This window comes from Ardenticatenales bacterium (assembly GCA_020634515.1).
GTDB lineage: Bacteria > Chloroflexota > Anaerolineae > Promineifilales > Promineifilaceae > JAGVTM01.
On record JACKBL010000003.1, the window covers coordinates 646,731 to 659,337 of the forward strand.

Consider the following 12,607-nt stretch of genomic DNA (forward strand, 5'->3'; position numbering starts at 1 on the left):
CAGTTCTTGAACAATGTCGCTCTGCGCGCTTGTTAGGGTCATGTTGGCCTCATAAACAGAGAAAACGGGCAGGCGTTTCTTCCACTGCCCATCAGTTCGTTTCAGATTGTCAGGTTTTGGCACGAGAGGGAGGGATGGGACAACGCCGCCACGCCGTTCGTTCAGTCTTTGGCGTAAGGCTTGCGGGCGTCAATCGCCTCCCAGTTGAAAGAGAACTGGACTTCTTCGTAACCCAGGGGGTAATCTTTGCGCAGCGGATGTCCGACCCAATCCTCAGGCAAAAAGAGGCGGCGGAGGCTGTTGTTGCCGGCAAAACGAATCCCCATCAAGTCCCACACTTCCATCTCCAACCACGTTGCGACCGACCACAGCGGCCCCAGCGTCGGTGGCCCCTCGTCGGGGTCCTCCACCGGCACGCGCAGCCGAATCACGTGTTTGTGGGGAATGGAGCGTAAATGGTAATTAACGGCAAAGCGGGGAAATGCCGGCAGCAAATCATCCGCGCAAATATCCGAAACGAAATTATAAAGCAACTCCGCGTCATCCCGCAGAAACTGGCACACCGGAATCAAGTTTTCCGCCTCAATAACAAACGTGCGCTCACCGCGAAAATCGACGATTTCCGTAATCGCCTCCGGGAAAGCCGCCTGCAACTTCTTCGTTACCAGATCGTTCATGCTTTATCCGCCCAGGTCGTCAATTTCTCGCCGCGGATTTTCTCATGCAGCGTCATAATGCCATCAATCAAGGCCTCCGGGCGTGGGGGGCAGCCCGCCACATACACATCCACCGGCACAATTTCGTCCACGCCCTGCACAATGGCATAATTGTTAAAAATGCCGCCACAGGAAGCGCAGTCCCCCATGGCAATCACCCACTTCGGATCGGGCATCTGATCATACAGGCGGCGCAACACGGGAGCCATCTTGCGCGAAACGCGCCCGGCCACAATCATCAAATCCGATTGCCGCGGAGAGGGGCGCATCAATTCCATGCCAAAGCGCGACGCATCGTAATGTGACGCTTGCGTAGACATCATCTCAATCGCACAGCACGCCAGACCAAACAACATCGGCCACATGGCGTTGGTACGCCCCCAATTGACCAGGTCCTCCAGGCGATAGGTAACAACGCCCAACGACCCCAATTTTTGTTCTATTCCCATTCCAACACTCCTTTTTTCCACACCCAAAGATCACCCAAGATGAAGACGACGAGGAAGATGAGAACGGCATTCAGGCCAAAGAGACCCAATTGTCGCAGCACCAGGGTGTATGGGACGAGGAGGATGATGTCAACGTCGAAAAGGATAAAAAGGACGGCAATCCGATAGAAGCGAACCGGGAGGCGGCGCTGCGCCTCGCCAATGGGCGTCATGCCCGATTCATACGGCATGTCCTTGCGCACGCCAGGACGACGCGGCCCCAAACTGAGAGAAAGGACGGGCAGCAGCACCGCAAAAAACAGGGCGATACCCAGCAAAACGGCAATCGGTATATAGGGGATGAGAAACTGGTCCATGAAACGCTCGCAGAGTTGAAAGGTTGACCTGTTCATTTTATCACAAACAGATTGGCGGGCAATAAGGGATGCGAAAAAAATGACGCATCCATTTGACATAAAATGTGCGTGGTCTATTCACCACGCACCAACGTTACTCACTGCTCAAGGCAGCGTTGCTTCGCGTAGATTTTAAGGGCGGCGCTGCCGACGCTGACCGCTTTTCCACGAAACCAGGCGGAAATCTTCCCCCCGGAGGGAAGGTTGCCTGGGGATGGCGCTCAATTCAGATAGTCGCGCAGAGCGCGGCTGCGGCTGGGGTGGCGCAGTTTGCGCAGCGCTTTGGCCTCAATCTGGCGAATCCGCTCACGGGTCACGCCGAACTTTTTGCCCACTTCCTCCAGCGTGTGGTCTTTGCCGTCCGCCAGGCCAAAACGCATCTCCAGCACTTCCCGCTCCCGTTCCGTCAGGTTTACCAACACCTCGCGCACCTGTTCCCGCAGCAATTCTTGCGAGGCGGCGTCCACCGGCTCCACGACGGTGTCATCCTCAATGAAATCACCTAACTGGGTGGACTCCTCCGTGCCCACGGGCAGCTCCAGGGACATGGGGTCCTGGGAGATGTGCAAAATGTTGCGCACCTTATTGGCTGCCTGCCGCCACTTGCGATAAAGGAGTGGGTCAATATGACCGTCATTATCCGTGGCGCGACGAATCGTTTCCGTTTCCTCCGGCGTCAGATAGTCCAACTCCAGCACCAGTTCCTCAATGGTAGGTTCGCGGCTCAATTTTTGCACCATAGAACGCTGTGTGCGCACGATTTTGTTGATGGTTTCCACCATATGCACGGGAATGCGGATGGTGCGCGCCTGGTCGGCAATGGCCCGACTGACGGCCTGGCGAATCCACCAGGTGGCATAGGTGCTAAATTTGTACCCTTTGGTGTGGTCGAATTTCTCTACGGCACGCAGCAGGCCAACGTTGCCTTCCTGCACCAGGTCGAGGAATTGGATACCACGCCCCATGTACCGCTTGGCGACGCTGACGACCAGGCGCAAATTGGCCCGGGTGAGATTTGTTTTTGCCTCTTCCGCCAGATGGTAGATCATGAACTCGTTGTACGCCAGGGCGGCATCATCCAGGTTGACTATTTTCTGGAATGATGGGGGCGAGGGAAAGTCCTGGTGCTTCTGATAATGGGTTTGCAGCTCATCCTGGAATCGGGTGGGCAGCAGGTAGAGGGAGGTGAACAGGGCAAATACGTTGCGCGCCAGTTCTGACCAGGCTTCCGCCTGCCCCCACTCGCCATCGTTGAGATAGTGCCGCAGGTAGGAGACGCGGTCGGAATGCCAGGTGTGGCGAAGCTGACGGGATTCTTCAATAAGCAGGCCCAGGTCAGGAAGCTGCACTTGAATGGACATCGCGGCGCCGCGGGCTTTGAGCCAGCTATCCCAGAGGATGCCATAGTTCATGACCATTGCTTCGCGGCGGAAATTTCCTTCGGGGTTGGCTTTTTTCGCCTTTGTGGTCAACTTCTCCAACACGGTGGAAGCGACCAACTGGGTCGCCAGCCAGATTTCTTGTTCCGCCGTCAGCAGCGGCACCTGCCCAATCTCCTTGAGATAGGTGTGGACAGGGTCATCTTCGACCGTGTCCGTGTAATAGACATCGTCGCCGAAGGTGTCGTCCGTGTCGTACCCCAGTAAGCTGGAGGATTCGGCGATGTCTTCCACTGTCTGCCCGTTATCGGAGACAATGCGGATTCCCAACTTCTGCAGTCGCTCATAGAGGAGGTCGGCCTGTTCTTCATCGGTAGAAGCCAGGATCGTCTGCACATCCGCTTCGTCAATTTGACCGGAGCGGCGGGCTTCTTTGACTAACGCTTCCACATTTATGGGGGAGTCGTCGTTGCCAGAGCTTTCTTCCTCAACCTCTTCCCATTCATTATCAATCAGGTCGGTCATGACTTAATCCCTGGTAACTGTGCAGCGGACAGAAGGGCAATGCACAGACATGAATAACGCCACGCTTTGCCCGGAGAGAAGTATGTCGCACCTAAGTGGCTGTCCGCAATTAAGTTAGCGGAATTGTGCGGACAGCTTGTCAGTAGCCGTCCGATGAAAACGTGAACTTGTTTTCGGAGGGCTACTAAGAAGTAAAATCTTACGATCAGTTGTTGCCTGTTTGTTCGCGGACAAAATTGATGACGCGGTCTCTGGCAACTGGGAGACGTAGCCTTGGGGAAGGCGCGTGATACGTTTGTAAGCAAGCCGGCATGTTGGGCAAAATGCCGGCATTTACCATTGTATAACCAACCACCCCGTAACGCCCATTCTCCATCACAGACGTTTTTCGGCGGCGCGACGACGATTAACCGCCATCATCGCCGCCTTCGCCTTGTTAATGCGCAACAAATCCTGCCCCAACTGCTGGTCATAAGCCGCCAACAAATCAGGATTCCGCTGCTTATCACTCTGCTCCAACAATTGCTTGACACTACTCAACTGCTGCCTGATCCTTTCGCCACGGCAATGGAGCACCGAAAGCACCAGCGAATCGGCTGTATCCGGCGTGGAAAGGAACCGCTGCTGCCCATCCTGACTGGTGAGGAAGTCCAGCCGTTCCTGCAATGGGGCATCCAGTTGGTCCACCAGGTCTTCCACAGCCGTAAAAAGTCCCGCGTAGATGACCTGCCGCAGCGACAGAAAAAGCATTCTATCCTCAAAAATGGAAAAATCCGTCTCCGCCAGCACGGGCTGCTCCTGCTGCCGCAGCATGTTGTCAACCTCAATCATGATGTGCGGATGGGCCAGCACCTGCCGCAGATAATTGGTCTCTCGCTTTTCAATAGCAAAGGTCTGCCCCAGCGGAAGCGCGGAGCGTTTGGGCGGCGCGCTCGCAGCCGCTTTGGTTTCCGCCGGAGAATGGGACCTGGCCCGAGGAACGGCCACTTTGAGCAGTGTGCGTTCGTCAATGCGCAGGGTACGGGCCAATGTCTGGCGATAATGCTCCCGCTCCACCGGGTCGGCCACGTCGGCGATCAGGGGCAGCACTTTTTGGGCGACCTCTGCTTTCGCTTTGGCGTCGTTGGCGTCAAGGTCGCTGGTGTAAACGCCGATAACGTATTCAACGATGGGCCGTGCCTGCGAGACGAGGAGGGGCCATTGGCCGGGCTGGGTGCGAATGAGCTTGTCCGGGTCGTTGCCGGCAGGCAGGGTAACAATGCGGATGTCTGCTTGCAGGCGGCCTTCATGACGCACCAGCCCATGAGGATCGAAGCGCGTGTCTGCTTCGCGGTCGAGGGTATCGCGGGCGACTTCCAGGCTGCGGAGGGTGGCTTTCATGCCGGCATTATCCGCATCCAACGCAATCACAAACCGCTTCGTATACCGCTTCAGCAGCCGCAACTGCTCCTCCGTCAGCGCCGTCCCCATCTGCGCCACCACATTCTTGAACCCCATCTGGTGCGCCTGCATCACATCCATGTACCCTTCCACAATCACCGCCTGCCGCGCCTCCCGAATATGGCGCTTCCCCATATCCAGGCCATACAGCAAATGGCTTTTGTCAAACAACGTCGTCTGCGGCGAATTGAGATACTTAGGCACGCCATCCGGGTCAAACGTGCGCGCCCCAAACCCCACCGTGCGCCCATTCACATCCCGGATCGGAATCATCAACCGGTTGCGGAAACGGTCATACGTTGTGCCCCGCTCCTCATGCTTGCTCAACAACCCCACATCCATCAAATCATCCAGATCATACCCCTGGCTCATGAAATGCGTGCGGCACGCATCCCAACTATCTAGCGCAAAACCCAACCGGAACGCAGCCACCGTCTCCTCACGCAGGGCGCGCCCGGCCACATAGCGGCGCGCATATTCCGCCTGCGGCGCATAGAGCAAAAGCTGGTGGAAATAGTCCGCCGCCGCATCCAACAAATTCGCCAGCCGATCCTCAACCACCTGCATCGCCTGCTGCGCGGGCGTTGCCTCGTGGAGTTCCACGCCCGCCCGCTGCGCCAACCGCGTCAACGCCTCCTTAAAATCCCACCCCTCCTTCTTCATCAGGAAGGAAAAAACGTCGCCTCCTTCGGCGCAAGCCCCAAAACAGCGCCAGGTCTGGCTGTCGGGGAAGACGACGAAGGCCGGCGTGCGCGTGTTGGAATGAAAAGGGCAAAAACCGGTGTAAGAGCTACCTGATTTACGCAGCGGCAGGTACTCCTCGACGATTTCGACGATATCGAGTCGGCTCTTAATTTCCTGGGATACGCTCATGTTCTCGTTGGGCCGGTTGGCTGGCATAGTTTATCGCGGGATAGGTGGATTATACCCGATGTAATGCGAATCGGTTAGTGGACGGAACAGGGAACAGTGGATGGCGGTCGGTGGATAGTGATCAGTTGAGTCACTGAAAAAACCGGGTTTTTCGAGTGTCCGGCCGAAATAACCAGAGTGGTTCATGTGTAAAAACCCGGTTTTTGGCCTTTTTCAGTAGAGTCATCAGTTGGTAGTTTTCAGTTGGTGGTTTTCAGTTGATTGTTAGATAAGGGTATCTATAATGTAGAAGCGAACACAAATTGCACTATGACCGACTACCTCACCCTCAACCTTCTGGGCAATGTGACCATCCTCCTAAATGGTCAGCCGCTCACCAGCCTCCCTTCACGCACCGCGGAAGCGCTCCTCATCTACGTGGCTTGCCAGGACCGACCGGTGGCGCGCGAGGCGCTGGCGGACCTGCTCTGGGATGATCGTCCGCAGGAGCAGGCGCAGGCGAATCTGCGCTCGCTGCTGTCCGCGCTGCGGCGGGCGGTGGGCGACCACCTGCTGATCACGCGCCAGGATGTGGCTTTTAATTTCCAGTCGCCGCATGAGATTGACGCGCGCCGTTTTGAGGCCTTGCCGCGGGATTGGGAAACGCGGATGCCGGCATTTCCCCTCACAGAAAACGACCTGTCGCAACTACAAACGGCGGCGGCGCTCTACCAGGGCGATTTCCTGGCCCATTTCACCATCCGCGACGGGCGAGAGTTTGAAGCGTGGCTGCTGGTCACGCGGGAACGGCTGCGACGGCTGGCGGTGCAGGCGTGGCAAATGTTGGTGCGCCATTTCCTGCTCGTGGGCGATTATCAGGCCGGCATTCCCTACGCGACTCGCCTGGCAGATCTCGACCCCTACAGCGAGGAAGCCCATCGCCACCTGATGCAGCTCCTGGCCCGCGCCGGACAACGCCACGCCGCCTTACAGCAGTATCAAAAATGCCGGCAGCTCCTCGCCGACGACCTCGGCGTCCTCCCCCTGGCGGAAACCACCGCCTTCTACGAACGCCTGCGCCGCGCCGGGGCCATCGGGCGGCACAACCTCCCCCCCGCCCCCACCCCCTTCGTCGGGCGCACCGCCGAACGCGCCGCCCTGCGCCGACACCTTGCCGACCCCGACTGCCGCCTGCTCACCATTCTCGGCCCCGGCGGCATCGGCAAAACCCGCCTGGCCCTGCAAACGGCGCAAGACATCATCCAACAGCGCCCCGGCATGTTCCTCGATGGCATCTGGTACGTCCCGCTGGCCGCGCTCTCCTCCGCGCGCCTGCTCTCCGCCACCATCGCCGACGCCCTGGGGCTGGAACTGTCCGGGCAGGCCCCCCCCGACACGCAACTGACGCAGCAATTGCGAGAGCGAGAATTGCTGCTCATACTGGACAACATGGAGCATCTGCTGGCGGAAGAGGAAGGCGCGGCGCTGCTGGCGCACCTTCTGCATCACGCCCCTGACGTGAAACTGCTGGTCACTTCCCGCGAGCGGCTCAATTTGCGGGAGGAGTGGGTCCACGACGCGCCCGGCCTGGCGTACCCGCCGGCGGACGTGTCGCCGGAGGGGGCGGTGGACTTCAGCGCGGTGCGGTTGTTCTGGCAGCAGGCGCGGCAACTGCGGCGAGATTTTACGCCGACGGAGGAAGATTGGCGGGCGATGGCCCAGGTATGCCGGCATCTCGAAGGCATGCCCCTGGGAATCGAACTCGCCGCCGCCTGGGTGCGCCAGTTCACCTGCCCGGAAATCGCCGCCCACGTCGCCGCCAGCCTCGACTTCCTCAGCACCCCCTACCGCAACCTGCCCGCCCGCCATCGTAGCTTGCAAGCCGTCTTCACGCACACCTGCGCCCTGCTGCGCGATACAGAGCGCGCCACGTTTTACCGGCTTGCCATTTTCGCCGCCTCCTTCACGTCCGCGGCGGCGGAGACGGTCGCCGCGGCCACGCCGACGCTGCTGGCCGACCTGGCGGACAAGTCGCTGCTGCGCCGCACCGCCGCCGGACGTTGGGAACTACACACGCTGCTGCGGCATTATGCCGGCATCGAACTCAACCGCGATCCCACCGCCCAATTCCAGGTCGCCGCCCGCCACAGCCGCTGCTACGCCGCCTTCCTGCGGCAGCGCGAACCGCTGCTCAACACCCCCGACGAAAAAACGCACATCGCCGCCATCGACGCCGAAATCGACAACATCCGCGCCGCCTGGACCTGGGCGCTGGCGCAGCGGCAGTTAGCCGACGTGGGCGACATGCTGCACGCCCTCTTCTACCTCTACGACCGCCACAGCCTCTACCAGCCGGGTTGGCAAATGCTGGCGGAAGCCGCCGCCCACCTGGACACCTTCCCTCCCGGCCCCGACCGCGACATGCAACGCGCGCGCCTGCTCACACGCTGGGCGCGCTTCGACCAACGCCTGGGGCAGTACGATGACGCCCGCCGACGGCTGCAAACCAGTGTCACCATCCTCCGCGCCGCCAACCGGCCACGCGAACTGGCGCTGGCCCTCGCCTATCTTGGCGAAGGGGAACGGCTGCAAAACAACGCCGTCGCCGCCATCCCCTACCTGCGCGAAAGCCTGGCGCTGGCGCAAGCGGCCCAGGATCAACAGAAGGAAACGTTGGCCCGCCTTTACTGGGGCAACGCCTGCATCCAGGCGGGGCGGTATCACGAAGCACGTCAACTATACGAAGCGGGGCTGGCAGGAGGGGCGTATGCCGGCAGTCCGCGCCAACTGGCCGTCTATCTCGACAATCTGGGGACTGTCGCCCGCGAATTAGGAGACATGGCCGCCGCCACGGAGCAGTTCCAGGCCGCCATGCGCATCCGCGAGGCGCAGCAAGACCGCTGGGGCATGGCTATCTCCGCGAATAACCTGGCCGTGGCGGCCTCAGATGCCGGCAATCAAGCCGACGCCATGCGCCTCTATGAGCGGGCCGTGTCCCTCTTTCGCGACATGGGACATCGCGCCGGTCTGGCGCAATCGCTCAGCAATCTGGGGGAAGTAGCCGTGTTGATGGACGAGTTGGCGCGGGCCGGGGAGGTACTCGCGGAAAGCGCGCGCATCTGGCGCGAAATGGGGCACGCGATGGGCAACGCGCACGCCCTGTTCTGGTTGGGCCGGGTGGCCCTGTTGCGCGGCTTGGATGCGGAGGCGGAAGCAGAACTGCGGCAGGCGCTGTCTCTGTATCGCACGTTGGACAGCCAGATGGACACAGTGCTGGCGCTGCGCTACCTGGGGCAGACGATGATCCGTCAGGGAGACCTGGCGGCGGCGCGGCGCTACTTGCGGGAGGCGCTGCAACTGACGCAGGCGGGAGAACAGGCGCGCCTGAAGATGGAGACGCTGGTGACTTGGGCGGAGTTGAGTTGGCGCGAGGGGAAGGTGGACCTGGCGGCGGGACTGCTGGCGTATGTGCGGGAAAATGCCGGCAGCAGCCAGGCCGTCCAGAAAGAGGCGGCGGCGCTGGCGGCGCGGCTCTCCCCCACACCGACGCCGCGCACCTTCGCCGACGAAGCCGACCTGCTGCAACAACTGACTTAAAAAGAAGAAACCCGGTTTTTCAAAAAAACCGGGTTTCTATTTCTATTTTAGAACCCCTCCAACTCCGACAAGTCCGCGAGGCCGCGCGGCAGGCGGGCAATCGCTTGCAGCAGCGCCAGCCGATTCTCGCGCACCGCCTGATCCTCGTCCATCACCAGCACGTTATCAAAGAAGCGGGTGATGGCCGGCTGCATCTGGCGTAGCGCGTCAAGAAATGCCGGCAGCGACCCATCCATCCTGTCGCTCGCCTGCCGATAAGCGGCCAAAAGCTGCTGCTCATCCGCCAGCGCGAAAGCATCGGGGCGCAGCGCATACACCTGGTCGTGGCCGCGCGTGATGCGCACGCAGCGGGCGAAGGCGTCCAGCAAATCGCTCCAGCCCGGCTGCTGAATAGCCGCATCCAGCGCCCGCGCCGTTTCGCCGGCGGCAAAGGGATCAAACGCCTGCTCCGCCAGCACCGCCTTCACCACATGCGTGCTAATGCCCTTCTCCCGCAGCACCACTTCCAGCCGCCCCGTGATGAAGTCCAGCACTTCCCGCTGCACCGGCCAGTCGGCGGCCACGGGCAACAACGCCGCCGCCTGCGCCAGCGCCGGGCGCAAATCGAAGCGAATCTGGTTGCCGATCAGGTTCTCGATGATGTGAATGGCGGCGCGGCGCAAGGCAAAGGGGTCATTGGAGCCTTTGGGGGCCAGTCCGGCGGCAAACAGTCCCACAAGGCTGTCCAGGCGGTCCGCCAGGGCCAGCGCCAGGCCGGGCCGCGTGCGGCTGACCGCCTCGTACTGCTCGGCAATGGCCGCGGCGACGTCCGCGCTTTCGCCGCTGCGCCGCGCGTAGTGCCCGCCCATCAGCCCTTGCAGGGAGGTCATTTCAACCACGAGGCTGGTGGCCAGGTCGGCCTTGCTGAGGACGGCGGCGCGGCTGGCAATGGCGGTTTCCGCCGGCGTCAGGTGCAGCATGGCGGCGAGGGCGGGCGTCAGTTTTTCCAGACGGCGCACCTTGTCGCGCATGGAGCCGAGGTCAAACTGGAAGGTGAGTTTGTCCAGGTCGGGGAGGAAGTCGGCCAGTTCGCGCTTGATGTCGTTGTTGTAGAAGAAGTCGGCGTCGGCGAAGCGGGCGCGGATGACGTGTTCGTTGCCGTCGGTGACGATGTCCAGATGCACGTTGTCCCCGTTGCGCACGGCGATGAAGTAGGGGAGTAGATTGCCGGCATCATCGTAAACAGGGAAGTAGCGTTGGTGCTTTTTCATGACGGCGACGAGGGCGTCGGCGGGCAGGGCCAGGTACTTCTGCTCGAAGCTGCCCAGCAGGGGCGTGGGGCGCTCAACGAGATTGGTGACTTCGGCGAGGAGGGCGTCGTCGCGGCGCAGATGACCGCCACGGGCGGCGGCGAGGGCGCCGGCTTCGCGCCAGATGGTTTCTCGGCGGTGGTTCGTGTCCACGATGATGCCGTTTTGTTGCATGGCCTGGGCGTAGTCGGCGGCGGCGGCGAGGGGGATGGGGGGGGAGTCGTAGGGGCGAAGGCCGCGGCTGGTGCGGTTGGCGGAAATGCCGGCATACACAAAAGGCACCACGTCCGTCCCATACAATGCCACCAGCCAGCGCAGCGGGCGGCTGTAGGTGATGTTGGTATGATTCCACCGCATCGAACGCTCGAATTTAATGCCGGCAATCAGGTCCGGCAGCCGCTCCGCCAGCACCTCCGGCGCGGGACGCCCCGGCTCAAACACAGAGGCCACCACGTAGCGGCGCTTCCCTTCCGTGACCACGCGCAAATTCGCCACATCCACGCCCTTGCCACGCGCGAAACCGATAGCCGCCGCCGTTGGTTGCCCATCCGGCGTAAATGCGCGGTCGGCGGGCGGGCCTTTCGCCTCCGTTTCCAGGTCAGTCTGGCGCGCCGCCAGGTTAGGCACAAACACAGACAGACGGCGGGGCGTGCCGTGGACCTCCACGCGATCATAGCCGAGGCGCAAACTGTCGAGGAGTTCGGGAACCATCTGCCGCAGTTGATTGAGCGCGGAGGTCAGGTCGGCGGCGGGGAGTTCTTCGCCGCCAATTTCCAGCAGAAAAGCACGCGGGTCGGCGTCCGTGAGCGCGGGCGGCGGCGGCGTTTCCGCCACGCGCGGCGGCTGGTTCCAGCCGGGCGTCTGGAAAAGAGGATGCCCCAGTTTCTCGCGCTGCTGCAAATACTGCTCCGCCACCTGCCGCGCAATCGTACGCATACGCCGGAAATAGTTCGCCCGCTCCGTCACCCCAATCGCCCCGCGTGTGTCCAGCACATTGAACAGATGGGAACACTTCAAATTGTAATCATGCGCGGGCGCCACCAGGCCGGCCGTGAGGCAGCGTTGGGCTTCCCGCTCGTAGGTGTCGTAGACTTCGTGCAGCGCCTCCACGTCCGCACCAAAGAAGTAATACTGGCAGTGTTCAATCTCCGCTTGCAGCAGCACTTCGCCATAGGGCACGCCCGCGCCATACGTCATCTCCCACACGCTATCCGCGTTTTGCAGGGCCAGGCAGATGCGGTCGAGGCCATAGGTGATCTCCACGGAAACGGGGTCCAGGTCAAAGCCGCCCGCCTGCTGGAAGTAGGTAAACTGCGTGATCTCCTGGCCGTCCAGCCAGACTTCCCAACCCAGTCCCCACGCGCCGAGTGCCGGGCTTTCCCAGTTATCTTCCACGAAGCGGATGTCGTGTTCGCGGGGGTTGATGCCGATTGCTTCCAGGCTCTTGAGGTACAGCTCTTGCGGGTTTCCTGGGTCGGGCTTGAGGATGACCTGAAGCTGGTAATGTTGCTGCATTCGGTTGGGGTTGTCGCCAAAGCGCCCGTCATCGGGGCGAATGCTGGGTTCGACATAGACGACGTTCCACGGCTCCGGCCCCAACACGCGCAGCGATGTGGCCGGGTTCATTGTGCCCGCGCCAACCTGGATGTTGTATGGCTGCCATACGAGGCAGCCCTGGTCTTTCCAGTAGGTCAATAAACGCAGGATAATGTCGGCGAAACTCAGCTTTTCACTCATGCAAATAGTCCATTTTTCTCTGGTGCGATGTGCGTTGCCCATGTACCATGCGGCGAAGCGGCGCGGATGGGGATATGCCGCGCCGGTTGTGGTGCGATATACTGTTTGTCAAAAGCACACGTTTTTTCCCGGCGGCGTTCATCGCGCAAGTTTTCAATTTTCTGGAGGCCGGTTGTACCATAGCCGCGGGATTATAGCATGGGGGCGGAGGTGGTCGCAATGATAGTT

7 protein-coding genes are annotated in these 12,607 nt (G+C 60.9%); 1 reads left to right on the plus strand and 6 read right to left on the minus strand.

Translation table 11 applies throughout. The annotated features are described in order from the left end of the window. Positions 1–161: 161 nt before the first annotated feature. From H6650_11465 to H6650_11485, 5 genes are all read right to left on the minus strand, one after another. Positions 162–677 carry an NADH-quinone oxidoreductase subunit C gene (locus H6650_11465; GenBank protein ID MCB8952623.1) on the minus strand — a complete coding sequence of 172 codons (516 nt, stop codon included), beginning with the start codon at positions 675–677 and terminating at the stop codon, positions 162–164. Then, positions 674–1,165, minus strand: coding sequence for an NADH-quinone oxidoreductase subunit B (locus H6650_11470; protein ID MCB8952624.1), 492 nt, complete (start codon positions 1,163–1,165; stop codon positions 674–676). Before H6650_11470 ends, H6650_11465 begins: the two co-directional genes overlap by 4 nt. Next, the gene (locus H6650_11475) at positions 1,156–1,521 is read right to left on the minus strand and encodes an NADH-quinone oxidoreductase subunit A (GenBank protein MCB8952625.1); all 366 of its coding nucleotides are present in this window, start codon (positions 1,519–1,521) and stop codon (positions 1,156–1,158) included. The genes H6650_11470 and H6650_11475 overlap by 10 nt, the downstream gene beginning before the upstream one ends. Before the next feature lie 260 nt (positions 1,522–1,781). Next, positions 1,782–3,464 (minus strand): RNA polymerase sigma factor RpoD, encoded by a 1,683-nt coding sequence (gene rpoD / locus H6650_11480; GenBank protein MCB8952626.1) that lies wholly within the window; start codon positions 3,462–3,464, stop codon positions 1,782–1,784. A gap of 375 nt (positions 3,465–3,839) precedes the next feature. Beyond that, positions 3,840–5,777 (minus strand): DNA primase, encoded by a 1,938-nt coding sequence (locus H6650_11485; GenBank protein MCB8952627.1) that lies wholly within the window; start codon positions 5,775–5,777, stop codon positions 3,840–3,842. Positions 5,778–6,086: 309 nt separating this feature from the next. Between H6650_11485 and H6650_11490 the strand changes: the two genes are divergently transcribed. Then, complete coding sequence (locus H6650_11490; protein ID MCB8952628.1) at positions 6,087–9,353, plus strand: tetratricopeptide repeat protein; 3,267 nt, start codon at positions 6,087–6,089, stop codon at positions 9,351–9,353. Positions 9,354–9,400: 47 nt separating this feature from the next. Here H6650_11490 and H6650_11495 read toward each other — a convergent pair whose 3' ends face one another. Continuing rightward, complete coding sequence (locus H6650_11495) at positions 9,401–12,379, minus strand: glycine--tRNA ligase subunit beta (protein MCB8952629.1); 2,979 nt, start codon at positions 12,377–12,379, stop codon at positions 9,401–9,403. Positions 12,380–12,607 lie beyond the last annotated feature (228 nt).

What these genes read in the sequence shown, in the direction of transcription:
- H6650_11495 (MCB8952629.1), bottom strand. Translation starts at nt 12,379, where the DNA reads ATGAGTGAAAAGCTGAGTTTCGCCGACATTATCCTGCGTTTATTGACC.
- rpoD (MCB8952626.1), bottom strand. Translation starts at nt 3,464, where the DNA reads ATGACCGACCTGATTGATAATGAATGGGAAGAGGTTGAGGAAGAAAGC.
- H6650_11470 (MCB8952624.1), bottom strand. Translation starts at nt 1,165, where the DNA reads ATGGGAATAGAACAAAAATTGGGGTCGTTGGGCGTTGTTACCTATCGC.
- H6650_11485 (MCB8952627.1), bottom strand. Translation starts at nt 5,777, where the DNA reads ATGAGCGTATCCCAGGAAATTAAGAGCCGACTCGATATCGTCGAAATC.
- H6650_11490 (MCB8952628.1), top strand. Translation starts at nt 6,087, where the DNA reads ATGACCGACTACCTCACCCTCAACCTTCTGGGCAATGTGACCATCCTC.
- H6650_11465 (MCB8952623.1), bottom strand. Translation starts at nt 677, where the DNA reads ATGAACGATCTGGTAACGAAGAAGTTGCAGGCGGCTTTCCCGGAGGCG.
- H6650_11475 (MCB8952625.1), bottom strand. Translation starts at nt 1,521, where the DNA reads ATGGACCAGTTTCTCATCCCCTATATACCGATTGCCGTTTTGCTGGGT.